The organism is Bacillus sp. NPDC094106 (assembly GCF_044764345.1).
Classification (GTDB): domain Bacteria; phylum Bacillota; class Bacilli; order Bacillales; family Bacillaceae_G; genus Bacillus_A.
In genome coordinates this window covers 22,352-47,274 of sequence record NZ_JBIWHY010000030.1, presented here as the reverse complement: position 1 = coordinate 47,274, position 24,923 = coordinate 22,352, and the positions used below count along the sequence as shown (strand labels likewise).

Below are 24,923 nucleotides of genomic sequence, written 5' to 3'. Positions count from 1 at the left end.
TCGCTAATGTGTTAACTCCACTGACGTTAATCGTCCGTTAGGTCGAAACGTTAGAAACCCCCACTTCAAGCTTTGCTAAGTGGGGGAGTATTCATTAAATAAAATTCCTCGCATCATTATTCCGCCCAAACTTATAAATCGCAATTAAGAAGAATGCTATCGCAAAGGCGAATAAGATTAAAATATTTAAATACAACTCTGAAAACGGAATTCCTTGCTGCAATTTCGAAATCGTGTCCATTAACCAGCGTTGCGGTAAAAAATCAGCTATTTTTTGTACCGTTTTCGGCATGATATCATACGGAAAATAACATCCCGCTAATAAGCATGTCGGTACAATAACAACATTTTGCAACGCATTTGAAGCAGTTGAACTTTTTGAAAAAGACACAATAACTAATGATAAACCAATTGCGATTAAAGCAAATATCATGAGTACACCAATCATAACTGTGAAAGGCATATTTATATTCGTATGAAAAACATTCGTCATAAATAATACTGCAATTACAATTTGCAATGTTAATATAATCATATTCACCGCGACATTAGATAATATAAATTTCTTTCCATCTATCGGTGTCGATAATAATCTAAAATACGTTCTGTTCTCTTTTTCTTTTAAAATAAATCCTGATAAGTTCACCGCTGAAAATAGCATAAACATGATAAGATAACCAATCGTTTGATTTGTCATATCCTTATTTTTCGAAGTATCTTCAAGTGTCTCAGACTTTACTTTAAATGAACTTTTTTGATACCCTGCATACATATTATTAAACGTACTTTGATCCGCACCTGCCACTTTACTAATCGCAGCGATGTTATCAACATAGTTATATAAATATGATTTTATAAACCCCGTTACTTGATCGCCTTTAATCGATGAAATCTCAATATGGCTCGGTTTCCCTTCTAGAACACTTTCCGAAAAACCGGACTCTAATGTAATAACACCATCAAGTTTTTTTGAAGTGAGTTTATCTTCTACTTCAGACTCCTTAACTTTACTTACATTTACATGATTTAATCCTTCTAAAAATTTCACTGTATCATTTGCTATAGGCTGATTTTCTTTATTTATAACCCCGATATTTAACGTTCCTTGCTCTACATTTCCATATATCGAAAAGGAGATGAGTGTTCCTATTATCGGCAAGCTAATAATGATTAGTAACCCTTTTTTATTTTTCAGAAGTACAGATAACGTTTTTTGTATGAGCCATAAAATATCTTTCATACTATAGCCCCTCCCGTCTACGTAATGCAATAATCGCAATTAATAAAAAGAGTGCTGAAATTCCGAGATTTAAAGATATTACCGGTAGCGCCGCCCCTATGTCATTTGCATAAATAATTTTCATAATGGCTGTGTTGGCCCACGTTAATGGCGATAAATTCGTAACAACATTTTCTTCCACTACGAAATAAGCACCGCCAAAAATAGAAGCTAATTGCACAACAACCATAATAATCGCTCTAGATGCCTCACCTGTTTTTGTAATATATCCGATCCCTAAACCGAAGCTAATTGCTAGAAAGACTTCTGTTAGTAAAATAATAAATATGATTCCAAGATGGTCGCCCCAATTCGCTTGAAAAACAAATTTACTAAATAAAACGACGAGTAATAGACAAAGTGCATTTGCTACAAGACTACCGAGCACTTTCCCAATGAAAATTTCAGCCTTACTTATAGGTGCTGCAATTAAACGATCTCCTGTTTTACGTATTCGTTCTCCTCGAATTAAAAAACTCGCACCCATTGCAGCATACAGTGCAATCATTGTCGTCATTACAACCGCAAAGTAATCCATAGAACCTGGTTTTTTAGCAGCTTGTAAAGATGTTTCTTTAATATAATCATTATGATTTCCGTTTGAAATAACTAAGCTAACCTTACTTGGGTCTACTTTTGCAACTTCAACTGCTACATTGTACTTATCAACAAATGTCGTAAGCATTCCTTCAACAATACTTCCTTCAATACTACTTCTGTCGCTTCCATAAAATTTCGCACCATCTTTATTCAATTCTACATATGCAGCATATTTATTTTGCTTCACTTCTTCTTTCCCATCTATACCTTCGGAAGCTTTTTTAAAATGGATTCCCGATTTATCGACCTCTTTAGTAAATGCTTCAAATGATTGAGAAAACATGCTAATCGCCTCATCTTTATAAAGCACTTGTATATCTTTAATCGAATGACTATCGCTATTAAATGCGTTACTTAACGCTGTTCCTAATACAAGCATAAGCACAATCGGCAATGCTAACATAAAAACTAAAGTTCTTACGTCCCTGAAATCTCTTTTAATGTGCATAACTGCAATATTGAAGATGTTCAATCGATGAACCTCCCTTTTCTATTCTTAAAATCACTTTATTTATCTCGTAAGTTTCTTCCGGTCAATGTAAGGAATACTGTTTCTAAATTCGGAGCCTGCTCCTCTAACGAGCGAATTTCAATGTCATGATTAATAAAGTGTTGAATAATTTTATTTAAATTATTTAATCCTGCATCAGAATTTACTTTAATTACGTTCTCTTCAATTTGAACAGCTTTCACACCGTTTATCTCTTTTAATTTTTCAACGTCTAGATTTTCTACTGACTTCACTTCAATCCAAACGTCTTTCGTATCTGTAATAATCGCTTTTAACTGTTCTTTCGTTCCTTCTGCAATTACTTTACCGTGATCTACAATTGCTATTTTCGTACAAATCTCTTCTACTTCTTCCATGTAGTGACTCGTATAAATAATGGTGCTTCCCATTTCATTTAATTTCCGGACAGACTGAAGGATATAATTTCTTGACTGCGGATCAATTCCAACTGTCGGTTCATCCATAATAATTAACTTCGGTCTATGAGCGATTGCACAAGCGATATTCAGCCTTCTTTTCATCCCGCCAGAAAAGTTTTTCGGGTAGCTTTTATGTTTATCACTAAGCCCCACAAATTGAAGCGCTTCCTCTACTCTCGCTTTTAGCTCAGCTCCTCTTAGTCCGTACAATCCGGCAAAGAATTTCACATTTTCATAGGCGGTTAGCTCTTCATATATTGCTATATCTTGCGGAACAATACCGATGTTCATTTTCGCAAATCGATTATTTTTTTTTATATTTTTTCCTAGTATGCTGATTTCACCTTCATTACTTCTTAACAGCCCAGCAATCATATTTATCGTTGTACTCTTACCAGCACCATTCGATCCTAAAAATCCAAATATTTCTCCTTCTTTAATAGATAAAGACATATTATCTACCGCGATGAAATCACCAAATTTTTTCGTTAAATTTTTAATTTCCAATGTATTCATCATTTCACCCCTATTTCGGTTTCTCTGCTGTTATTATAAACAAAAAGAATGAACCTGCTCAGTGCAGAAGTTCATTCTTTTCACATGAGATTATTCACTTTTTTCATATGAGATGATTCATCCTCATCACACTTTCCTATATCGGCAACAACATTGTTACTGAAAAACCACTTGTCCCATCTACAATAATTTTCCCGTTTACAGACGCTGTTCTCTCCTCCATCCCCATAATACCGAGACCTTTTTTAACGAGAATTTCACCTTTTCCATTATCCTTTACTTGTACTTTCACCATTTTATTAAGCACACGAATATCTATTGAGATGACGGTTGCATCAGCGTATTTCATCGCATTTGTTAGCGCCTCCGTAACATTTTCACCGATAATTTTCCACTGAATTGGAGAAATCATATCTAAATTCCCTTTATATACGAAAGGAATGTTTATATCATGCTTACCGGCAAATTCCTCTATGAATAATTTCATACGATGAATGCCAATTTGCTCTGTTGGTGGCTTCATATTTTTTAATGTAATCCGAATGCTTTCAATGCCGTCTTTCGAAATATGAATTGCATTTTGTAATAACTCCGCAGATTTCACTTTATCTATTTCCATTAATCTCTTCGCTGCTTCCATTTGAATAAGTGCCCCCGTCATCGAGTGACCAATTTTATCATGAATTTCTTGAGATAATCGATTTCTCTCCTCCAACTTAAATGTGTATTCTGATTGCCTTATGTAATCTTTATTTTCATTTAAACTTTTCGTAAGTCTTTGTATGTCTTTTCTCATTTTATCATTTTGCATTTCGAATTTTAATAATCGTGCTATATAGCGGTGGGCTATCGTTAAGGAAAAAAAACAAAATGCACTAATAAGTCCATACGTCATTTGAATACCTTCACCTATAAAAATAATAGGAAGGGTCATAATGAAAAAGATTAACCATTTCTTTTCTATATAATAATTTGCAATTTCATATAAGTTCAAAGGTAAAAACAAAATAAAAAACGGATGAACCTTCCATGTAAATAACATGACTACGCCAATTGACACACAGATTAAAAACTTTTTGTATGTATCTTTTTTTAATATAGAAATCATTATGTTTACAGAAAGGTATATAAGTAACGTAAATATAATCCACGGTAAGTTCGTAACATTTAAATGAATGTAGCTGAACACTATATATATAAAGACAATAAGTTTACTGACAGTTAACCAAAATTCCATATCATTAATCTACTTTCCCTGTTAAATAGTAAATCGCAATTTGTGTGCGATGTTCAAGTCCAGTTTTCCCTAAAATAGATGTAATATAATTTGCAATCGTTCCTTCTGATATGAAAAGTTGCTTCGAAATTTCTTTATTAGAAAATCCTTTTGCAATTAAAGCAATAATACTAAGTTCCCTCTCTGTGAAAAGAGTCTTATCTATTTTTGACTCCTCTTCTTTATTTTCCAGCAAGTTAGACTTAATTTTATCAAGCACTACGTCTTGCATAACAGTTTGCCCGTTATATACTCCTTTTATCGCATCACGAATGCGCTCCGGGTCGTTATTTTTCAGTAAATAACCTTTCGCTCCGTTTTTTACTGCCTCTAAAATATACTCATCATCATCAAATGTCGTTAAAATAAGCGGCTTCGCTTTTGTCTCCTCACATATTAACTTTGTCGCCTCTACACCATTCATATTTGGCATACGGACATCTAAAAGCGCAATATCTACATCATGTTTTTTGCAATAATCTAGAGCCTCTTTCCCATCATTTACTGTTTCTAACACTTCAAATTCTTCGTATGTACTTAAAATAATCTTCATGCCTTCTCTAATAAAAGAGTTATCATCAGCTATTAATATTTTTATTTTCATGTTTGTTAGTATGGAAATTCTCCTACTAACATTCACATCCTTTCTCCATGTAACATTCCCTATTGCTCATTATATACTTCTCCATACCATTTTTTCACACTTTTTTGAAGTAGTTTCTCCCCTAAAAATATATTATTATGTTTTTTACATATATGTAGAGTCACTAATCATGTCTTACGTCTATATAATTGAAGTAGAAATTTCTTCAGATACTAAAAAACCTTCCACATGGATTTCATATCATATGGAAGGTTCTTTCCTATATAAGTGCTTTAATTCCTTCTAAAACTAATCCAATCATAAAACCACAAACAGCGCCATTCACACGGATCCATTGCAAATCTTTACCGAGGTTATTTTCAATCATTTCAATCAATGTTTGATCGTCTAGCTTATCAAGATTTTCTTGTACAAGCTTTCCAATTTTAGAATGATTATTTTCAACAAGGTTTACAATTTGCTTTTGCAACCAATCCTCTATTTTTTGAACTGTTACTTGGTCTTCTTTCACTTTGTTCATTTGCTTTGTTAAAAACGGAAGAATATATTGATCTGCAAACTCTTCTTTTTTAATAAAAGCAACCGCTCTTTCCTGTGCTTGTCCTAGCAATTCTTTTATTTTGTCAGCAGCATTCCAATTTGTAATCCAGCTTTCTTTCCAATTCTCCAATTCCTGTAATACCGCTTCATTCCCCTTCACATTAATAAGTTCTTGGCGAATTTTCATTAATATAAGTTGTCTTGTACTATTATCAGGGTTTTGTAAACTACTAATATTACTAATCACAAACTTCTGCAAAATGTTTCCGATTTTCTCTTCATCTACAATATTCATGAAAGATTTAAGAGTAAACTGCAAAAATCCATCCACTTTTATATTTTCCATTGCTTTCATACCTAAACTTCCGAGCTGATAACGAGCTTCATCTTGAGCTGTCCACTCTTTCGCTTTCACCAACATGTAATCAAGCGTTTTTTCATCATATTCTTGTACAACTAATTGATTAATAAGGATTTCCAATATGTTTCCTGTATTAATCGTATGCAAATATGTTTTTAATTCTTTTTCAATTACAGTAGCTAGCTTTTCGGTATCAATTTGAAGAATCGCCTTTTCAGCAATTGTAACAATCCCTTTCTTCACGCTATCGGATTGCAACTCTCTCTCAGCAACTTGTAATACCATTTGCGCTAACTGCATTTCTTTCACTTTATTTGTGATACTTTCCTTCGTCAGCCACTCATTCTCTAATGTAGAAATGAGTCCTTTTGTAACCCGTTTCCGGTTTTTAGGTAATAAAGCTGTATGCGGAATGGGAATACCCATCGGATGACGAAATAGCGCTGTAACCGCAAACCAATCGGCAAGTCCACCAACTAATCCAGCCTCAAACCCACCTTGTATAATCTCTCCTGCTATCGTTCCTTGAAACGGGATTGTTGCTGCAAAACCTACGCCCATAACCCCAAGTGAAATACCCGCTAAATATTTTGACTGTAGTGACATTGTATATACACACCCTCTTGTTATGTAAAATGAAGCTTCTTAATTGTATTCAATTCATATTAGTAACCTTGTATATCTTGAAAAAGCTTATATCTATACTATAAAGAACCTCGGTGAAAATAACAAAGAATTTTAGCATTTGCTAGAACGACTAGTTAAATATACGGCAAGTTATATAAATCCATTTTAATTTTTCAATATCTAAATCCCTGCTATGCAGAATAAAAAATAACCTACACTCTGTTTTTACTTCGTATGTGGCAGAAAAAGGCCCTGACCGATTCTATGCATGGCCAGATGCTCTCTCCCACCTAAATAGAAATGTTTTATGTCGTTTTTTTAATTGATGTATATATACTGATTTCCCTCCACTTCTTCTTAAGAGTTGGTAATCTTACTTAAATCAAAAAGATGAGGCTATTCATGCCTCATCTTACATTACTTCTCTTCTTCTAGCGCTAAATTTAATCCCTTTTGATAATATTGCATCATCACTTCTTTAGGAACCATGCTACCACCAGTTCCCCAAACGATGTGTGTACCTTTATTCACTTTTTCCGTTACATTATACTTCTGTAAATATTCTTTGCCCTCTTTACATAATTTCATTGGTCCGATCATACCTGCTAGTGCAGAAGGTTCTAAATAAATCTTCTCTGCATCAGCAAGTTCCTTTAACAACTTATACAACTGCTCGTCGCTAACTGTGTAATTACCACTTAAAAAAGGTTCCATCGTTTTCCCTACAAATCCAGACGGTCTCCCTACAGCAAGTCCATCCGCGTCTGTTACATTATCAATGCCAATATCTTGGACAGCAATTTTATCATGAAGTCCAGTCATTAAACCAAGTAACATACATGGAGAATGAGTAGGTTCTGCAAAGAAGCAATGGACATTGTCTTTATATAATAGCTTTAAACCAAATGCTACTCCTCCAGGTCCACCACCTACTCCACATGGAAGGTAAACGAATAAAGGATGATCTTCATCTACTGTGATCTCTAACTCTTCTAGTTGTTTTTGTAAACGTGATGCTGTCACAGAGTATCCTAAAAACAAATCATGAGAATTTTCATCATCGACAAAATAGCAGCTAGGATCTGCATTTGCTTGCAGACGCCCCTCTTCTACCGCTTTACTATAATCCGCTTCATATTCAATAACCGTTACATTTTTGCTTCTTAGCAAATCCTTTTTCCATTGTTTTGCATCAGCTGACATATGAACAGTCACATTAAAGCCTAACTTTGCACTCATGATGCCTATACTAAGTCCTAAATTTCCAGTTGATCCTACCGTAATGGAATACTCTGCGAAAAAGTTTCGAAAACGATCACTATCTAAAATTGAATAATCATCTTGCACCGTTAACATTCCATGTTGAAAGGCTAATTTTTCCGCATGTTTCAGAACCTCATAAATTCCTCCTCTTGCTTTAATCGATCCCGATATTGGAAGATGGCTATCACATTTTAATAATAATTCCCCTAATATAGGTTGCTCATAATTCTGTTCTAAAGAACGTTTCATAGAAGGCACTCTCACTAAAGGAGATTCTATAATGCCGTTTGTTCCTTTTGTTTCAGGGAATACTTTCGCGATATATGGCGCAAAACGTTTCAATCTTTCCTCTGCATCCTTTACGTCCTCTTGAGTAAGAGGAGAACTTTTCATTCCTACTTCAAATTTTTCGATATTAGGATTAATCCAAAATACTTCTTCCATCGAAATAAGCCTGTCTAGTAACGGGTATTTATCCTTCCACTCTTGTATATTTTCATTTTCAATCCCCTTCATTGGTCCAATCCTCCTCATTTTCTTGTAGCAAGTTTCATAATAAATTATAATTAAATAAATTTTAATACAGTTTAACACACAATTATCTTTATGTTAATTTTAATTTAATTTATTTAAATCAAATTAAATATTTTTTATTAAGGAGTATGAGTTATGGAAAATATAGACATCGGGAAGAAGATTGAAAAATATAGAAAAATTAAGGGATTAAATAGTAGAGAGTTAGCAAAATTAGCTGAAATTACCCCTTCAATGTTAAGTCAAATTGAGAGAGGGTCAGCTAATCCTTCTATTCAAACACTGAAGGTTTTAGCTAAAGTTCTTGATGTTCCAACTTTTAGTTTTTTACTTGAAGAAACTAAAACGGATGATTTGATAGTCAGATCTAGTAAACGAAAAAAAATGATTATTGATAATTTATCTTATGAGTTATTGTCACCCGATTTTACAGGGAATTTAGCAACAGCGATTATGAATCTGCCTCCGAATACTTCTTCGTCAGAAAATCCTCTAGAACATAAAGGAGAAGAAGTAGCATTTATTTTAGAAGGAAAGATTAAGGTATATTTAGAGGAAGAAGAATATGTATTAGAAGCTGGTGATAGTGTGAAAATACCAGCATATTTGAAACATAAATGGGAAAATAATTTTAATCAAAGTGCAGTCGTTTTATTTTCTGTTACCCCGCCTGTATTTTAATGTAGATACATGTAAAATGTTACTCAACAATTGGATTCGTTTGTTAAATAAGAAATAAAAGGGGAATACATATTATCTATACTAATATGTATTCCCCTTTTATTTTTTATGATTTAGATCTTGATATTATAATTTTATCAGACTTTATTTTAAATCAACATTAGACAAAAATATCTAAAGGGGTAAAACGGTGCAACTTTTTTATAAACGGTTAATCTTTATTTCAAATCCACAATTCTTCCATAAGTTATTGAATTCTGTACAGAAAACACCTTTTCAGTCTACAACTATTTTTTAATAGTCTAATACTTTATTCTATAGTCTAAAACATTTTTTTAATAAAACAATAAAAGAAATTAATAATCTATAAAACAAAAAAGTGAGATAAAATATTTGTTTTGGGGGTACTTCAAAATCTTAGCTTGATGGGCATGTATGGTGACCCCTAATAGCGCATTTCACCGTGCTTATTTGTGTCCATATCCCACTCTACCTTACCCTCAAAGTGAAATTGTACCATTAAAAATGAAAAGTAAACAAAAAAAGACCAATGCACCCATTGGTCTTCCCTTACTTCCCTATTCACAAACAAGAATTTGCCGAGAAAAGTTTCCTTTTCTTGTTACGCAGCGGTCTGTAATTTCAAATCCAATTTCTTCGATCATGTGATCCATTGTTTCGCTTGTTACAACTACTACTTTTTTTGCAATACGGCGCGCATGTTTTAAAATCGAGAATTGATCTTCTGGTGTTGCGCACGTAAATAGATTGTACGGCATATCGATAATTGCTACATCGTAGTTTGTCTGAATGTCTTCGATAGGTCCTACCGTTACGTCTCCTTCAAAACCAAAATGCGCGATGTTTTCTCTTGATCCGATTACGACAAGCGGATTAATATCACGGCCAACGATGTCAATGCCCATAGAGAGTGCTTCTACCACTACCGTTCCAATACCACAGCATGGATCGATCGCTTTGACTCCATCAGGATTTGGCACAGCGATATTCGCAACAGCTCTCGCTACACGTGTGCTTAGTGACGTAGAATAGCTGCGTGGTTTTTTCACGTGATGGAACCAAACAGCCTCGCTTTCCATATATGTTCCGAAGTACCAACGTCCGCCAATGATTACAATGCCAAATACACGCTCTGGATGATGCACATCGGCTTCACCTTCAATATGCATGCCGATATCTCGCTCAATAAGGCGGCGTTCTCCGTATTCTATTTTTTTCGATTTATCAAGATCATTAATTTTAACGAAGATGACTTTAAACGTGGATCCAGACAAATCAATCTGTTCGACCTGCTTCAAAATATCTGGCAGCTCATCTCCTTCATACATTACGTCAATCCGTTCTTTAATAAACGGGCTTCGGCTCGGATCAATTTTGATTGTGCTTTTCAATATATTAGAGTGCGATTCCGTTCCAAAAAGTGAGCGCATCTCCATATAACATAAAGAACGTTCCTCTTCGCGAAATGCATACGTATATATATACGCCGGTGTTTGGCTATGATTATCCAATCTATTCCCATCCTTTATCGTATCAAATTGTTCTTTCTCTCAAATGATATCCGTATCATTGTGCAACGTAACGTTGCAAGCGGTAAAAAAGGACTAATAAGCCGAGGCAAAGTTATCTCATTTTATTAGTCCTTTTTATGAGCTTTTACTTATTTAAAGAACACTTTGTCTACATTATATTTCGACTTTTGTTTATTAGCGATATATGTTTCATAAATTTCTCTTTCCATCGCGTTTTCTACAAGACAAACATCAATTTTGATTACTTCATCTCTATGGTCTTTGATTACTGATACAGTATCTTCAAAATGTTTTTTTATTCTTGGTCTTAACTTTCTTGCCTTACCAACAAACATTAGTTCATTCTTGTTGTTATAAAACATAAAGATTCCACCTTTATCTCTAGGAATTAGGTGAAAATCAGTAAACCCATACATATTACTTAGTTCCGGATCTTTCTGTTTCGTAATTGTAATATCGGGTCTAGGCGCTTTAATTGTAATCACGATTGCTCACGTCCTCTTTCTATATAAAGTTAAATGATATCACAGGCTTCAAGTAAAATCTATTGTAGCTTCCCTCTTCATTGTTGGCATGTTATTTCAAACTAAAACTTATGTATCGATACACTTGGCATGGGGCAGGAAAAGAATCTGACCGCTTCTATGGCCTGATGACAGGGTTCTTGTCACTAACCGCAAAGTAATGGTTTATAAAGTATTGCTTTGCGACTCTTTATGGATGTAGATCGCAAGAACATGGTAATGGCTACTTGTTTTTGAACCAATTTTATTGTAATCATGGGTACCAAAAACGACCGTTTATAGGACTTTACTTATTTCTACCCAAATAGAGAAAAATACTATTCAAATTCAGTTTCAAAACTCATTAACAAAAATAAAAGCTCCTAACATATTAGTCATATATAATATGTTAGGAGCTTGATATTTTAAGTGTTTTTTGGATTTAGGTCTTGATAATTTTTTAAATAACTTTATACTCACTTTACACTTATGGAGACACCCCACACTAATTAAAGATACCGATTCATACAATCTATAAAAATACTAAAAACGGCAATGTACGAACAGTTATTCATACATTGCCGTTTTTTATTTTTTCGGAAGCAATACAATACCTATACTAATCACAACAAAAATAAGTAACTGCTGCATAGACAGACCAAATAATAACGGCATTTGCTCAATTATAAGTGAAATCAATATATGCGCAATTCCTTCTACAATTAGAAAATAACTCATGTATTTTCTAGTTCCTAATCTCTCGTTTTTTATCCACAGCCATCCCATTATGCAGATTGCTATCATAATTTCATACATATATATAGGATGATAGAAAAATTTCGAATCATACAGTTTCGTTCCCCACGGCATTGTTGTGTTCATACCAATATGCTGATGGAATAGATAATAAAAAATAATAATGCTTCCGATTGCAAAAGGAAGTACATCTAGTAAGATCCAAAGTGAAAAATTAGCCTTTTTACTTTTCCATATAGCATATCCGCTAGCAATGAAACAGCCAATTATAATGTGATTTACATCTCCAACAGCTAATAATGCTTGCCACGGTGCATGAACAGCCCACTCCGGATTTAAAAGTGCCGGTGCAAATTTCCATACTAACATAATGATAAAGAAGCCATTTGTTATCGTATCCATAATTCCCTCATATGAGATACATTGTTTCTTTAACTTCAATTTCATCAAAACCAGCCCAATTAAAACTCCTAATACAGGGGAAATCGGCTGTACTTTTACCATCCATTCCATCATCATTATGATGTCCCCTTTTACTTCTCAATTAATTGTTTAAATTTCTGTTCTAATTGATTCGGAGGCAATACTCCACGCGCTTGCTCTACAATAATCCCATCTTTATCAACAAAGAATGTTGTTGGCAGTGAAACAATTTTATAATCAAGTCCTGCCACTCCATCTATATCTAGCAAAACCGGGAACTTAAATCCAAAACGCTCTGCAAACGCCTCCGCTTCTTGCACTGGATCTCCAATCGTTGCATTCACCGCAAAAATTTCGATTTCTCCTTTATATTTCTCATAAAGATGTACTAAGTCTGGTGCTTCCATTTCACATGGCTTACACCATGATGCCCAGAAGTTGATAATATACGGCTTTCCTTTTGCATCATTTAATGAATAAAGCTTTCCATCAAGTCCTTTTAGTGTGATTTTTGGAGCTTTAAATCCTGGCTGTGGTAATACTTCTTTCTCTTGCAGTGCTGCTTGTTTTGCTTTCCGTTCTTTTTCTTCTTGCTTGGAATTATAAAAGTTAACTCCAGCCCAAATAAGCGCTCCAGCTAGTATAATTGCAATTAATTTTTTCACTATTTTCCCTCCTATTTTTTTAAAACCCTGTAAGTCCATTAAATAATCTGATGAAGAATGCAGTTATTTTAGTCATTTGATTCGTATAAAGTAAAACACCAGTCAGAATCATTATCCCCCCGCCAATTTTCATCATGACACCCGCATACGTCACAATCCATTTGACTTTACCTATACAAAATGCCATGACAAAGAATGGAACTGCAAAACCAAGTGTATACGCTGTAATATAAAGAAATGCCTCATCTGGATTTGTCGCACCAAGCATTAACACTGCAGAGAATATCGGACCCACGCATGGCGTCCATCCAGCTGCATATGTCATACCAACAAAAATAGAACGTATATATCCAGTCGATCTACCCCTATAATGAATTTTCTTTTCTGACATAAGCCATTTCGGCTGAAATAGTCCTGTCATAAATAAACCCATGATGATAATAAAGATTCCACCAATTTGTTGAATCAGCCTTTGATTAGAGGTAAAGGTTACACCAATCCAACTTACAGATAAACCTAGTGCATAAAAAATAATGGAAAAACCGATTATGAAAAACAACGTATGCATCAGTGCTGATTTTTGCATCATACCGCGGTTTTCTTTTAGATCTTGAATGGAAACACCTGTAATATACGATAAATAAGATGGGTATAGCGGAAACAAACATGGTGATACAAACGAAAGTATCCCTGCTCCTACTACAAGCCATATCGTTAAATCTGCTGCGTTCATTTTCCTCCTCCTACAAAACACTACATAAAGTAGTGTTAAATATTAAAAAAAGAGGCTATATGCACTCTCCAATAATTAGTACAAACGAAATAAGAAATAGCCCCATAGTCACGTAAACTGAATTTGTATGTAACGGCATGCTTAGCTTTATAGATGACGGACTAACAATTTGCTCAATACGCAAATTGATTGCCGTCTTTGCAAACGACGCTGTTATAAACGGAGTAGATGCTGTTTTTATTTTAATTAATTTTAATAATGCACTACCTAACGCAAAAGATGATTTCATTTGATCCATCGCATATTTATCTGCCAATAGCTCCTGATACATATGATAACGTTGTAACATCCCTTTCAATACTGGAACGTACATCATCCCTTCTGCTAACACCGTAAAGAGAAACAATTTTAAAGGATCACGATTCTTTTGATGATATTCTTCATGCAATACAATCGCATCGATTTCTTCTTCTGAAAAAGATTGAAATACACCTTCTGAAAGAACGATTTTCGGATGAATAACCCCGATAGTAAACGCTGTAACTTCTAAAGATGGTAGCAAATACAGTTGTTTTTCTTTCCGAATAACCCCAACCAAGTTTCTCTGTAATTTCCGGCTATAGAAAAACTGTTTCCACACTCTTTTACATACAACCAATAAGGTGAATAACAACAATCCACCCATTATGATGCGAATGATCGATAATTCTCTCATGTGTTTTTGCAATTCAAAGAGACAAAACTGTGATAAAAAAAGTGTTTTATTTTCAAAGAGAAATGGATATGTAACGTAGTACACTAACATACCGAAAAAGAGAATACTAATGATGCATGCTAACAATACCATTTTTCGTATTTGCCACTTCATCATACTAGTCCTCTTTTTTCAATTGATTTAGTTTTGCTTCTAACTTCTTTATTAAAGCTGGATCAGCTTGGTCTAGTTCATCTAACATGTGATTCACAACGAGATCACCAAACTCTCCCATTAATTCTTGTGTCATTTTCTTTGTTTGATTTGATAAAAAGGACTCTTTCGTTTGTACAGCACGATATACACCGCTTCTTTTTACCGTTTGTTTTTGTAAGTGTCCTTTTTCTACTAACCGATTCATCACAGTCATTACTGTATTAAAATTCACAGGAGATTCTTCACTTAAATTTTGTTGGACTTCTTTAATTGTAATACCTGAAGTGTTCCAAATAATCTCCATAATCTTCGCTTCGAGCGGTCCAAAAAAATGGTTTAATCCTTGCTCATTTAACTTATAGTTTTGTGTGAACATATACTACCTCCCATCACACTACGAATTGTAGTATGAAATAAATAAAATGTCAAATATAGAAATTACTCAAAAAACATTTCCTTTATTCATTTACGCTTTTTACTTTTCATATTTTGTTACAGCAGGAATGAAACTCTTTTACAGCGAAATTCTACACATAACAAAAATCTATTAGGTGGTGCTTCATTATGAAGTTAGCTGTAATTGGTGGCGGTTACTTTGAACAAACAAATCATTTCCAAATAAATCAACGACTTATAGAGTTAACTGGGAAACAATCTCCTAGGGTACTGTTTATCCCAACGGCAAGCAATGATGATGAAGGTTATATAAAAGAATTTAGAGAAACATTTGAAACACAATTAGGGTGTGATGTTCACATCCTACGCTGTATAAAAGAAAGCATGAGCGAAGATAAAATAAGTGAAATGATTCATTTTGCTGATTTCATCTATCTAGGTGGAGGAAATTATATCAATATGCTTGAAAAGTGGAAGGAAAACAAAATAGATGAAAAATTAATAGCAGCCCTAAACAATGGAACATTCATTGCAGGATGTAGCGCTGGTGCTATGTGCTGGTTTACAACCGGACTTCGTTCTAATTATATAGGAGATGGCTATATAGAAAACAATGGCTGGAATATGGTAAACAAGCACTTCTGTCCCCATTACAATCAACCGGATAGAGCAACCGCTTTCCATTTATTCTTACAAAATCATGCCTGTAATATAGATGGAATTGCTTTAGAGGATAATTGCGCTTTATATATAACAGAAAATTCCTTTGAGATTATCGGAGATCCAGAGAAAGCCTGGGAATTCTATATGCACGATGGAAAACTCATGAGACACCATTTTGATGTAACTTTGAAAAGTTATTTATAGGTTCTTTATACTCAAAAAAAATAGAAATGTCCCCATTTCAACACAAGGCTACTGAAAAAGTGTCTACCTTGAGTAAATAACAGAATTTTTATCAATATACAGAAATAAAAAAGAAGATAACTATCTATATATAGTGGGTGATTATCTTCTTTTTCTTTTTTAAGGGACTTTTTCAGTGCCCTTTTTCAACACTGAGGACATTTTTATTTTAACTAACAAGTCGTGTAATGCGTTTCTTCTGCCATGAAAGTTTATAATATCCGTATTGTAAAAGTAAGCTCACAATAAATGCTGCTGGATATCCAATCCATATTCCTTTTATACCAAGACTTGTATGATAAGAAAGGAAGTATGCAACAGGTACCTCCACAAGCCAAATTGATACAACACTGATAACAGTCGGCCATAGTACAGTTCCACTTGCCCGCATTGTCGCACCAATAATTTGTGCGTGACCGAAAATCAAATAACTCCACAGTGTAATCATAACTAAACTATGTGCAATTTCAATTGTATTCGGACTCGTTAAGAATAACGATAGAATTTCTCTTGAGAACAAGTAAATAAGAGTAATTAATACTCCCCCAATTATATAGTTCATCACAATTCCTGCCCGAACAACTTTCTGCAATCGATCAAATTGATTAGCACCGATTGATTGTGCAGCAAAAATTGATACCGTAATTCCAAGGCTGACCGCTGGCATTTGCACATAGCTTGCAACCTGGTTCACAACTCCGTATGCTGCAGTCGCATCAGAACCAAAGCGATTCACAAATGCAATTACTGCAATCTCTGATAGCGAAACTAATATCATGTTAATACTCGCTGGAATACCAAGGCGTAATAATAATTTTAATAGATCCCAATCCATACGAAGATACTTTCGTACTGTGGCATCTAACTGTAATGGATGATTCTTTTTCTTTAAATAAATAAGCATAACAATGAACGTTACAATTGTTGAAATAACAGAAGCATAAGCTGCCCCATAAACGTCCTGTTTCGGTATTCCTAACCAACCAAAGATAAGAACAGGTAATAATATCATGTTTAATGCTGTACTAACAATTAGGAAGTAAAATGGTGTTTTAGAATCTCCTGTACCGCGCATAAATGTTGTATATGCAAAATATAAGAATAAAACTGGCATGGAAATAAATAAAATACGTGCATAATGTACACTTATATCAATGATGTTTTCTGGTGTTCCTATAAGGCGCATAATATCCATTGCAAATATGCTTCCCACTACCGCCAAAATGGCTCCTATTATAAAAGTAAAGGTAAGCGTAGTACCAACGATAGCTTTTAAGCGATCTTCATTACGAGCACCAAACGCCTGACCGATTAAAATAGAACTACCCGATCCAATTCCAATTACGAATGAAACAAGCAGAAAAAACAATGGGAAAAATGCAGAAATAGCAGCTAAATCATTCACTCCAAGCCATCGTCCTACCACTACCATACCAAACAATTGTCCAACTGATTGTAATACATTACTTAAAAGTAAAGGAACTAAAAACATGGACATCGATTTCCATATTGGTTTCCTTTCCCTCTCATGATTCTGTGATTCTACACCTTCTTGGTTATTATCTGTAGGTGGTTTCAAAATTCATTTCTCCTTTTATTAAGAGATTACTCGATTGTATCCGCGCTCTCCATATTGCTTCCAATCCTCTTGTAATGCTCTATTTGTATGTGAACCTACATTGAGTTCAAAACGTCTTCCACTCATCGTTTTCAAATTCATCGTACTCTCAACATACATTTTCTTATTTATTGTATTTTTAATACAATAAATACCAGATTCAATCCCAATCTCTTTGTATAGTTGTTTTAATTTTGCTCTCCTATTCATTTTCCTTATAACTTAACCCAATATTTACTTCCATCAGGCGTGCGATCTAGAAAACCATATTCAATTAAATATCTTCTCAAAGTTACAAAATCCGGATATACATTTCCTAAAATTTCATTAACTTCTTTTTCTGTATACTTCTGAGTGCTATCAAACTTTTTCACTAGATGCTTCAATATGATAAGTTTGCGCTTTTGTTTCTTCGGAAAATTAACAAGTGGTCCATCTAATCCTTCTGTAAAATGCAACTTCAACACTTCATTATTTTCATCTTCTGTAATATTGTACCTGTCATCTACCATTGTAGCTGTACGGTGAATCGGTAAAAATTTAGACTGTCCTTTTGATTTTTCTTCTGACAATTCCATTAGTGCTAAAAATACCTTAGCCTGCTTCATTTTCTCACGCAATGTAAATCGATGATTACGGATTGTCGATGTACTTCCTCCATCCATCTCTTTCACAATTTCTTTATCATTTAAACCCATATGAAAAAACTGAACCATTTTCTTTTGTAAATCTGTTAAACCTGTAAACTTTTTATCAAGATTTAATAAATATTCGAACATAGATGTATGTTCTTTTTCAATATGCAACTGCGTAAATTTCTCTGCTTCATACAAAATATTATCGTCTTGATAAATAACACCTTTTATAAAAGTTTCTCCGCAAGCTAAACAAATATATTCTTCTGCCCCCTCTTCAAATACATATCCTTTTTTCAATTCTTCAACGGAAGCATCCCAAAACTTCTCTGAAATATCACTCATACTAAACAATCCTCCAAACCGTTTATTAAATATACAAACAAATTATAATATCGTTTATTTTTTCTTCATCATCTTATCACAAATAAATTAAACTTTTCAAGGTATTGTTTACTCATTTTATAAACATTATTAAAAAACGTTTACCTTTATTTTATTTAATCATAATAAAAAGAATTATTTCTAAAGGTATTCTCAACAACTGCGGAGAAATAACTCTTAATCAATGGAATTTTTCATCTGTCCTTATTCAACTTCTTCGCTTTCACTACATGTTGTGATGAGGAGATTATTAGAATTTATAACGGGGTGTAAAAAATGATGGTCACAATTCAAGATCCTTGGTTTACTGTACAACAAATCGATACAAAAACATTTGCCATTAGTGAATATGGGCATTGGGAGAAAGTTCACTCATTCTTACTATTAGGAGACAAAAAAGCAATTCTTATTGATACTGGATTAGGAATTGACAATATAAAACGAATTACGGATCAATTAACAGATTTACCAATCATCGTGATAACAACACATGTTCACTGGGATCACATCGGGAGTCACGCAGCGTTCGAAGAGATATACGTACATATATTAGAAGAAGATTGGTTAATCAATGGTATTAAAGGCTTATCTATCGACCAAATTCGAAAAGATATCGCTCGTGACATTACCTTACCTATCCCTCAAACATTTCATCCCGAAACTTTCAAACCATTTCAAGGAAAACCAACTGGATTACTACAAGATGGGAATATGATTGATATTGGAAATAGAAGCGTGAAAATTATACATGCCCCAGGCCATTCGCCAGGACATATATGTGTACAAGATTATGAGACTGGATATTTATTTACAGGAGATTTGCTTTACGAAGGAACCATTTTCGCTTTTTATCCAACAACAGATCCACATGATTTAATTCATTCCCTAGATAAAATCGCAAGCCTTTCACACATTAAACAAATTTACGGGGCACACCATACCCTTGGTCTTCCGCCTACTATTTTGGAAGAAGTGAAATATGCTGTTCAATTTTTAAATGAAAAAGATTTAGTTAAGCACGGTACTGGCACTCATTCATTTCGTCAATTCAGCATTCAATTTTAATTTTTTAATATACAAATCGCTACTATGCATGGCCAAATTCTCTCGTCCCTCTAAAAAGAAAGGGGGTTTTCATGTCGTTTTTTTAACTTGTATTTATATATATGATAAAAATGCAACTCCAAATTCATTAATTAAAATTTTCATTATATGTAATACTAAAAAGCCAAGACTCTCAAACGAGAATCTTGGCTTTCTATCATTCATTCAAATTATTCTTTTGGTGCGATCATTTTCTTCGGATCTACAATTTCATCAAACTGTTCTTCTGTTAATAATCCTGATTGTAATGCTGCTTCTTTTAAAGTTAACCTTTCTTTGTGAGCATGTTTCGCAATTTTTGCTGCATTTTCATATCCGATATGTGGATTTAATGCTGTCACAAGCATTAAAGAACGATTTACATTTTGATTAATCACTTCTTCATTCGCCTCAATACCAACTGCACATTTATCATTGAATGAAACAGTCGCATCTGTTAATAATTGAGCGGATTGTAAGAAGTTATACGCAATGACTGGTTTAAACACATTTAACTCAAAGTTACCTTGGCTCGCAGCAAATCCAATTGTTGCATCATTTCCCATAACTTGAGCTACCACCATTGTTAAAGCTTCACTTTGTGTTGGGTTTACTTTACCTGGCATAATTGAGCTGCCTGGCTCATTGGCAGGAATAACAATTTCACCAAGACCGCTACGTGGACCACTTGCAAGCCAGCGCACATCATTCGCAATCTTCATTAAATCAGCAGCTAACGCTTTTAATGCCCCATGTGCAAAAACAACTTCGTCATGGCTTGTTAACGCATGAAACTTATTTGGTGCTGACACGAATTGTTTTCCTGTAAACTGGCTAATTTCTTCTGCTACCATCGCACCAAATTTAGGATGAGCATTAATTCCTGTTCCAACTGCAGTACCACCAATTGCAAGTTCTTTCATATACATATTGCTATCTGCAATCATACGCTCTGTTTTTTCAAGCATGCGGTGCCAACCGCTAATTTCTTGACCTAATGTTAGAGGCGTTGCATCTTGCAGGTGCGTGCGCCCAATTTTAATAATATGTTGAAAAGCAGTTACTTTTTCTTGTAATGTTTCTTTTAATTTCGTAATTGCTGGCAGTACTTGATTTTCCACCGCAATGACACAAGCAACGTGAAGCGCTGTTGGGAATGTATCATTTGAACTTTGGGACATGTTCACATCATCATTTGGATGAATATGTACATCAAGTCCTTTTTCTTTTAAAATTTGATTCCCCCGGTTTGCAATTACTTCATTCACATTCATATTCGATTGTGTACCACTGCCTGTTTGCCATACAACAAGCGGGAAATGCTCGTTCCATTTTCCTGCCAAGATTTCATCAGCTGCTTCTACAATTGCCTGAGCTTTTTCTTCTGACAACTTCCCTAATTTCTGGTTACTAATCGCGGCACTTTTCTTTAAAATTGCAAATGCCTGTATAATTTCAAGCGGCATATGCTCCGTTCCAATTGGAAAGTTTTCTTTACTACGCTGCGTTTGTGCTGCCCATAATTTATCAGCTGGAACTCTCATTTCTCCTAATGTATCTCTTTCCATTCTGTACTCCATTTTTTCATCCCCTTGAAAGTAAAATACCTACATTTTTATTGTAACAGACTTCCATTAGAATGATAAGGATTCTCACTTGTGTTAAGATAATTTCATTCTCCTGTCAAAATAGCAAAATATGTACTTAAAAAAATAAAAAAGGCCACCCTTTGCTTTTCGCAAAAGATGACCTCTTTGTTACTATGATACTTGCTTCCCTTTTTCAGTATCATCCACATACCACATGAACTTACCTGTATATCCGTAAATTACTGCAAGAATCAATGATACAAAGCTTAACCACATAAATGGGACGTATGATATTGTTGACACACCTAGAATACCAGCCATAAAGATTCCGTTATCAGACCATGGAACCATACCAGAAGTTAACGTTCCGCCTACTTCTGAGTTACGGGCCAACACGCGGCGATCTAATTTCAATTTATCATAGCTTTCTTGCATAATTTTTGGTGTTAAAATAAGTGATACATACATTGCACAGCCAAATACATTTGCTAAGAACGCAACAATTAATGTGGAAAGTGTTACATTTCCTGCAGAGTTTAGTTTCTTCTCAAATTTTGATACGATTACTTTTAAAACACCTAGTTTTTCAAGTAATCCTCCAAAACCTAATCCGAAAATAATAACCGCTACTGAACCAAGCATACCGTTGATCCCGCCGCGATTTAGCAGCTGATCAATGAAATCTACACCTGATTTAATAGAGAAACCATTATACGCCGTTCCAATTGCATCTCCAAAGTGCATGCCTTGGAAAAGAGTTGCCCAAATCGCACCGAGAAGCGCTCCCATTGCAATCGTTGGCATGGATGGTTTTTTCATTGCTAATAGTGCAATAACAATAACCGCTGGAACGAGCATCCATATTTTAATATCAAAGTGCTTTAATAAAGATTCTTTTAAAAACTCTACTTTTTGTAAATCAACATTATCTCCGCCATACATCCATCCGGCAACTGTAAACATAATACCGGTAATAATGTATGCTGGAACGTCTAATACAAGCATAGCTCGAACGTGCGCAATAACATCTACTTTTGCCATTGAAGCAGCAAGTACTGTACTATCAGAAAGCGGCGATAATTTATCTCCAAAATAAGCGCCTGAAAGAACGGCACCAGCAACTAGTGGAAGCGGCAAACCAAGGCCTTCACCGATTGCCATCATAGCAATACCAGCTGTACCAACTGTTCCCCATGATGTACCTGTTGCGATAGAAGTAATGGAGCAAATTATTAAGGTTGCTAATAAGAATATACTCGGATGAATAAATTCTAACCCGTAGTAAATTAATGTCGGTACAACACCGCCAGCAATCCATGTTCCAATTAGTGCTCCTACAGCAACTAAAATAAGAATGGCTTCTAGTCCATTGGTAATTCCTTTCGTAATTGCCTCTTGCAATTCTTGATAACGAAATCCTAACCTTAATCCAAGCGCAATAACTAAAAACCATGAAATAAATAGCGCTAATTGAATTGGGAGATTAAAAATCGTTTGAAAAGAAAAGACGACAGCAAGAAACAGTAATAATAGAATGATGATTTCCGGAATCGATGGTAATCTTACACTTTTCATTTGCTTCTCTCCTTCCAAGTCGATAACATGATGTGTGTCGTCTCACGTGTATACTACATACAAAAGACAAAACGCAATTTTCACATTATTTTGATTTATTTTTCTAGTATAATATATACAACCCTTTCTATTGTAAAAGTAGATTGTGCTTTTCGCAATGGAAATTATAAAAAATATTGCATTTTTATTTATAATTTCCGAAAATACATACTCATCCATTACGAAAAGCAAGTCAAAAAACGAACTTTAGAAATAACACTATACGTAATTCGAAACATGTTTCAACTAAAAATTAATTGTATAATAAAACATCAACTAAAATTCAATTTGCTTAGCTGGTTTAACATTAGCGAACCACTGAGCAAATATTTCGTTATGATGATCAATAATTTGTGATGCAGATAAGATTTTAGAATCATATGTACTATGTCCATCTTCTACAAGCGTAAGCTCATATCCAAGACTATAAGCACGCCTACATGTTGCATCCACACAAATCTCCGTTTGAATTCCCGTGATTACAATTTGTTTTATATTTCGTTCATCTAGTTCCTGTTGCAAGTTTGTTCTATGAAATGAATCCGGATGATTTTTTTCAATAATAATGTCTTCCGTCAACGGGGCTATAGATGTATGAATTCCCCATCCTGGAGTCTCTCTTTCAAGTAAAGAACCAGCCTTTCCATTGTACTTCATATAAAAAATAGGTGCTTTAGCAAAGCGAGCTTTTGAAATTAATAACTTGATATTTCCTAATAATTCCTCTCCCCTATATAGTGGTTGTTCCTCCTGAAAAGAACCTATCTGCACATCAATAATAAGTAATGCGGCACAATTTCTTATCATAAAAAATCCCTCCAAAACATTTTTTCAGCCCAATCCCTAAACATGTTCACTTGAAAATTCACCTTTTTAATGTGTCCAAAATACGTTATCAAATTACGTATAATGATTGAAATGACTCATATATTCAACTATAGAGTGGAGCATTTCTTCAACGCATGCTGATTATGAATTGAAACCATTGAGCTTTCTATCAAAACGAAATAATACAAGGATAAAAAAGAAGAAGCTGTCTCCAAAAGGTCGTTTTTTCTCAACCTTTTGGAGCAGCTTCTTCCTTATCCAACTTCACGATCTGCTTGTTGATTATGCACTTCTTTTTCTTCTTTCATTAACGCATACGGTGTACACATATATGTTTTAGCAATTTCATCATATGTAACACGAGCTTTTACACCAAATACATTTTCGAATAATTCATCATTTAAAACTTCTTTCGGTGCACCTTCCATTACTTTATTCCCATCTTTTATAGCAACAAGATGATGTGCATATTTTGCTGCATGATTTAAGTCATGTACAACCATAATGACTGTCCGATTCTCTTCTTCATTTAACTTCTTTAACAGTTCGAGTACTTCAAGTTGATGTGCCATATCTAAATATGTTGTTGGTTCATCTAATAATAACAACTCTGTATCTTGTGCAAGTGCCATTGCAATCCAAACTCGTTGCCTTTGTCCACCAGATAGTTCATCTAATGTACGAGTTTTAAACTCAGTCATTCCTGTTACTTGCAGTGCCCAATTGACCATATCATAGTCTTGATCACTCCGTTTTCCAAGTAAACGTTGATGTGGATATCGTCCGTGCCACACAAGCCCTTCAACTGTAAGTCCTTCAGGTGCTGTCGGAGATTGAGGTAAAATAGCTAGTTTTTTCGCTACTTCTTTCGTCGGCATCGTTTGAATGGCCTTACCATCTAAATAAACATTCCCTTTTGTTGGTTGCAGAAGACGTGCTAATGATTTTAAAATTGTCGATTTCCCGCAACCATTTCTCCCTACTAGAGCTGTAATCTTCCCATTTGGAATATGCAATTCTAAATTATGAATAATAGTATTCTCTCCGTAGGTAAGTTCAAGATGCTCTGTATATAAACTCGTCATCTTGTTCACTCCTTATTATATATCATTTATT

General features: G+C 34.4%; 24 protein-coding genes. 3 read left to right on the top strand and 21 right to left on the bottom strand.

Going from position 1 to position 24,923, the window contains the following annotated elements:
* Positions 1–94 precede the first annotated feature (94 nt).
* The 7 genes from ACIQ7L_RS26710 to ACIQ7L_RS26680 form a co-directional block, all read right to left on the bottom strand.
* Positions 95–1,240: an ABC transporter permease gene (locus ACIQ7L_RS26710; protein ID WP_400573054.1), complete on the bottom strand. Its 1,146-nt coding sequence runs from the start codon at positions 1,238–1,240 to the stop codon at positions 95–97.
* A gap of 1 nt (position 1,241) precedes the next feature.
* Positions 1,242–2,351 carry an ABC transporter permease gene (locus ACIQ7L_RS26705; RefSeq protein ID WP_400573052.1) on the bottom strand — a complete coding sequence of 370 codons (1,110 nt, stop codon included), beginning with the start codon at positions 2,349–2,351 and terminating at the stop codon, positions 1,242–1,244.
* A 35-nt stretch (positions 2,352–2,386) separates the two neighbouring features.
* Positions 2,387–3,325 carry an ABC transporter ATP-binding protein gene (locus tag ACIQ7L_RS26700; protein ID WP_400573050.1) on the bottom strand — a complete coding sequence of 313 codons (939 nt, stop codon included), beginning with the start codon at positions 3,323–3,325 and terminating at the stop codon, positions 2,387–2,389.
* Positions 3,326–3,461: 136 nt separating this feature from the next.
* Positions 3,462–4,562, bottom strand: coding sequence for a sensor histidine kinase (locus tag ACIQ7L_RS26695; RefSeq protein ID WP_400573048.1), 1,101 nt, complete (start codon positions 4,560–4,562; stop codon positions 3,462–3,464).
* A gap of 4 nt (positions 4,563–4,566) precedes the next feature.
* On the bottom strand, positions 4,567–5,205 hold the full coding sequence (locus tag ACIQ7L_RS26690; protein WP_400573060.1) for a response regulator: 639 nt from the start codon (positions 5,203–5,205) through the stop codon (positions 4,567–4,569).
* A gap of 259 nt (positions 5,206–5,464) precedes the next feature.
* Entirely contained in the window at positions 5,465–6,712 is a 1,248-nt protein-coding gene (locus tag ACIQ7L_RS26685; RefSeq protein WP_400573047.1) for a DUF445 domain-containing protein, read from the bottom strand.
* 438 nt (positions 6,713–7,150) lie between these two features.
* Positions 7,151–8,512 carry a D-serine ammonia-lyase gene (locus ACIQ7L_RS26680; protein WP_400573045.1) on the bottom strand — a complete coding sequence of 454 codons (1,362 nt, stop codon included), beginning with the start codon at positions 8,510–8,512 and terminating at the stop codon, positions 7,151–7,153.
* 153 nt (positions 8,513–8,665) lie between these two features.
* Here ACIQ7L_RS26680 and ACIQ7L_RS26675 point away from each other — a divergent pair, with 153 nt between their 5' ends.
* On the top strand, positions 8,666–9,211 hold the full coding sequence (locus tag ACIQ7L_RS26675) for a cupin domain-containing protein (RefSeq protein WP_400573043.1): 546 nt from the start codon (positions 8,666–8,668) through the stop codon (positions 9,209–9,211).
* Between the two features lie 578 nt (positions 9,212–9,789).
* Here the strand turns inward: ACIQ7L_RS26675 and ACIQ7L_RS26670 are convergent.
* The 7 genes from ACIQ7L_RS26670 to ACIQ7L_RS26640 form a co-directional block, all read right to left on the bottom strand.
* Positions 9,790–10,743 (bottom strand): TRM11 family SAM-dependent methyltransferase, encoded by a 954-nt coding sequence (locus ACIQ7L_RS26670; RefSeq protein WP_097898858.1) that lies wholly within the window; start codon positions 10,741–10,743, stop codon positions 9,790–9,792.
* Between the two features lie 149 nt (positions 10,744–10,892).
* On the bottom strand, positions 10,893–11,249 hold the full coding sequence (locus ACIQ7L_RS26665) for a nucleotide excision repair endonuclease (protein ID WP_400573041.1): 357 nt from the start codon (positions 11,247–11,249) through the stop codon (positions 10,893–10,895).
* A 606-nt stretch (positions 11,250–11,855) separates the two neighbouring features.
* The gene (locus ACIQ7L_RS26660) at positions 11,856–12,539 is read right to left on the bottom strand and encodes a diacylglyceryl transferase (RefSeq protein WP_400573058.1); all 684 of its coding nucleotides are present in this window, start codon (positions 12,537–12,539) and stop codon (positions 11,856–11,858) included.
* A gap of 17 nt (positions 12,540–12,556) precedes the next feature.
* On the bottom strand, positions 12,557–13,111 hold the full coding sequence (locus tag ACIQ7L_RS26655) for a TlpA family protein disulfide reductase (RefSeq protein ID WP_400573039.1): 555 nt from the start codon (positions 13,109–13,111) through the stop codon (positions 12,557–12,559).
* Between the two features lie 19 nt (positions 13,112–13,130).
* Positions 13,131–13,844, bottom strand: a complete 714-nt coding sequence (locus tag ACIQ7L_RS26650; RefSeq protein WP_400573037.1) for a cytochrome c biogenesis CcdA family protein — start codon at positions 13,842–13,844, stop codon at positions 13,131–13,133.
* 55 nt (positions 13,845–13,899) lie between these two features.
* The gene (locus ACIQ7L_RS26645) at positions 13,900–14,712 is read right to left on the bottom strand and encodes a M56 family metallopeptidase (protein WP_400573035.1); all 813 of its coding nucleotides are present in this window, start codon (positions 14,710–14,712) and stop codon (positions 13,900–13,902) included.
* A 4-nt stretch (positions 14,713–14,716) separates the two neighbouring features.
* Positions 14,717–15,130: a BlaI/MecI/CopY family transcriptional regulator gene (locus ACIQ7L_RS26640; protein ID WP_400573033.1), complete on the bottom strand. Its 414-nt coding sequence runs from the start codon at positions 15,128–15,130 to the stop codon at positions 14,717–14,719.
* 188 nt (positions 15,131–15,318) lie between these two features.
* Here ACIQ7L_RS26640 and ACIQ7L_RS26635 point away from each other — a divergent pair, with 188 nt between their 5' ends.
* Positions 15,319–16,017, top strand: coding sequence for a peptidase E (locus ACIQ7L_RS26635; protein ID WP_400573031.1), 699 nt, complete (start codon positions 15,319–15,321; stop codon positions 16,015–16,017).
* A 208-nt stretch (positions 16,018–16,225) separates the two neighbouring features.
* On the opposite strand, the gene ACIQ7L_RS26630 is transcribed toward ACIQ7L_RS26635, so the two are convergent.
* Genes ACIQ7L_RS26630 through ACIQ7L_RS26620 form a run of 3 tightly spaced genes read right to left on the bottom strand, consistent with a single transcriptional unit; the run spans position 16,226 to position 18,654 of the window.
* Complete coding sequence (locus ACIQ7L_RS26630; RefSeq protein ID WP_400573029.1) at positions 16,226–17,635, bottom strand: MATE family efflux transporter; 1,410 nt, start codon at positions 17,633–17,635, stop codon at positions 16,226–16,228.
* Between the two features lie 18 nt (positions 17,636–17,653).
* A complete protein-coding gene (locus ACIQ7L_RS26625) occupies positions 17,654–17,884 on the bottom strand; it encodes a GIY-YIG nuclease family protein (RefSeq protein WP_400573027.1) in 231 nt (76 codons plus the stop codon).
* Between the two features lie 5 nt (positions 17,885–17,889).
* Positions 17,890–18,654, bottom strand: a complete 765-nt coding sequence (locus tag ACIQ7L_RS26620) for a DUF2087 domain-containing protein (RefSeq protein WP_400573025.1) — start codon at positions 18,652–18,654, stop codon at positions 17,890–17,892.
* 318 nt (positions 18,655–18,972) lie between these two features.
* On the opposite strand from ACIQ7L_RS26620, the gene ACIQ7L_RS26615 reads away from it, so the two are divergent.
* Positions 18,973–19,758 carry an MBL fold metallo-hydrolase gene (locus tag ACIQ7L_RS26615; RefSeq protein WP_400573056.1) on the top strand — a complete coding sequence of 262 codons (786 nt, stop codon included), beginning with the start codon at positions 18,973–18,975 and terminating at the stop codon, positions 19,756–19,758.
* Positions 19,759–19,967: 209 nt separating this feature from the next.
* On the opposite strand, the gene fumC is transcribed toward ACIQ7L_RS26615, so the two are convergent.
* From fumC to ACIQ7L_RS26595, 4 genes are all read right to left on the bottom strand, one after another.
* Positions 19,968–21,356: a class II fumarate hydratase gene (gene fumC, locus ACIQ7L_RS26610; RefSeq protein ID WP_400573023.1), complete on the bottom strand. Its 1,389-nt coding sequence runs from the start codon at positions 21,354–21,356 to the stop codon at positions 19,968–19,970.
* Positions 21,357–21,536: 180 nt separating this feature from the next.
* The gene (gene nhaC, locus ACIQ7L_RS26605) at positions 21,537–22,940 is read right to left on the bottom strand and encodes a Na+/H+ antiporter NhaC (RefSeq protein WP_400573021.1); all 1,404 of its coding nucleotides are present in this window, start codon (positions 22,938–22,940) and stop codon (positions 21,537–21,539) included.
* 315 nt (positions 22,941–23,255) lie between these two features.
* Entirely contained in the window at positions 23,256–23,786 is a 531-nt protein-coding gene (locus ACIQ7L_RS26600; protein ID WP_400573019.1) for a cysteine hydrolase family protein, read from the bottom strand.
* Positions 23,787–24,061: 275 nt separating this feature from the next.
* Positions 24,062–24,892 carry an ABC transporter ATP-binding protein gene (locus ACIQ7L_RS26595; RefSeq protein WP_400573017.1) on the bottom strand — a complete coding sequence of 277 codons (831 nt, stop codon included), beginning with the start codon at positions 24,890–24,892 and terminating at the stop codon, positions 24,062–24,064.
* Between the last annotated feature and the right edge of the window lie 31 nt (positions 24,893–24,923).

Excerpts from the sequence above, each read along its gene's own strand:
- ACIQ7L_RS26710 (WP_400573054.1), bottom strand. The coding sequence starts at position 1,240 with ATGAAAGATATTTTATGGCTCATACAAAAAACGTTATCTGTACTTCTG.
- ACIQ7L_RS26700 (WP_400573050.1), bottom strand. The coding sequence starts at position 3,325 with ATGAATACATTGGAAATTAAAAATTTAACGAAAAAATTTGGTGATTTC.
- ACIQ7L_RS26695 (WP_400573048.1), bottom strand. The coding sequence starts at position 4,562 with ATGGAATTTTGGTTAACTGTCAGTAAACTTATTGTCTTTATATATATA.
- ACIQ7L_RS26690 (WP_400573060.1), bottom strand. The coding sequence starts at position 5,205 with ATGAAAATAAAAATATTAATAGCTGATGATAACTCTTTTATTAGAGAA.
- ACIQ7L_RS26685 (WP_400573047.1), bottom strand. The coding sequence starts at position 6,712 with ATGTCACTACAGTCAAAATATTTAGCGGGTATTTCACTTGGGGTTATG.
- ACIQ7L_RS26680 (WP_400573045.1), bottom strand. The coding sequence starts at position 8,512 with ATGAAGGGGATTGAAAATGAAAATATACAAGAGTGGAAGGATAAATAC.
- ACIQ7L_RS26675 (WP_400573043.1), top strand. The coding sequence starts at position 8,666 with ATGGAAAATATAGACATCGGGAAGAAGATTGAAAAATATAGAAAAATT.
- ACIQ7L_RS26660 (WP_400573058.1), bottom strand. The coding sequence starts at position 12,539 with ATGATGGAATGGATGGTAAAAGTACAGCCGATTTCCCCTGTATTAGGA.
- ACIQ7L_RS26650 (WP_400573037.1), bottom strand. The coding sequence starts at position 13,844 with ATGAACGCAGCAGATTTAACGATATGGCTTGTAGTAGGAGCAGGGATA.
- ACIQ7L_RS26645 (WP_400573035.1), bottom strand. The coding sequence starts at position 14,712 with ATGAAGTGGCAAATACGAAAAATGGTATTGTTAGCATGCATCATTAGT.
- ACIQ7L_RS26640 (WP_400573033.1), bottom strand. The coding sequence starts at position 15,130 with ATGTTCACACAAAACTATAAGTTAAATGAGCAAGGATTAAACCATTTT.
- ACIQ7L_RS26635 (WP_400573031.1), top strand. The coding sequence starts at position 15,319 with ATGAAGTTAGCTGTAATTGGTGGCGGTTACTTTGAACAAACAAATCAT.
- ACIQ7L_RS26625 (WP_400573027.1), bottom strand. The coding sequence starts at position 17,884 with ATGAATAGGAGAGCAAAATTAAAACAACTATACAAAGAGATTGGGATT.
- ACIQ7L_RS26620 (WP_400573025.1), bottom strand. The coding sequence starts at position 18,654 with ATGAGTGATATTTCAGAGAAGTTTTGGGATGCTTCCGTTGAAGAATTG.
- ACIQ7L_RS26615 (WP_400573056.1), top strand. The coding sequence starts at position 18,973 with ATGGTCACAATTCAAGATCCTTGGTTTACTGTACAACAAATCGATACA.
- fumC (WP_400573023.1), bottom strand. The coding sequence starts at position 21,356 with ATGGAGTACAGAATGGAAAGAGATACATTAGGAGAAATGAGAGTTCCA.
- nhaC (WP_400573021.1), bottom strand. The coding sequence starts at position 22,940 with ATGAAAAGTGTAAGATTACCATCGATTCCGGAAATCATCATTCTATTA.
- ACIQ7L_RS26600 (WP_400573019.1), bottom strand. The coding sequence starts at position 23,786 with ATGATAAGAAATTGTGCCGCATTACTTATTATTGATGTGCAGATAGGT.
- ACIQ7L_RS26595 (WP_400573017.1), bottom strand. The coding sequence starts at position 24,892 with ATGACGAGTTTATATACAGAGCATCTTGAACTTACCTACGGAGAGAAT.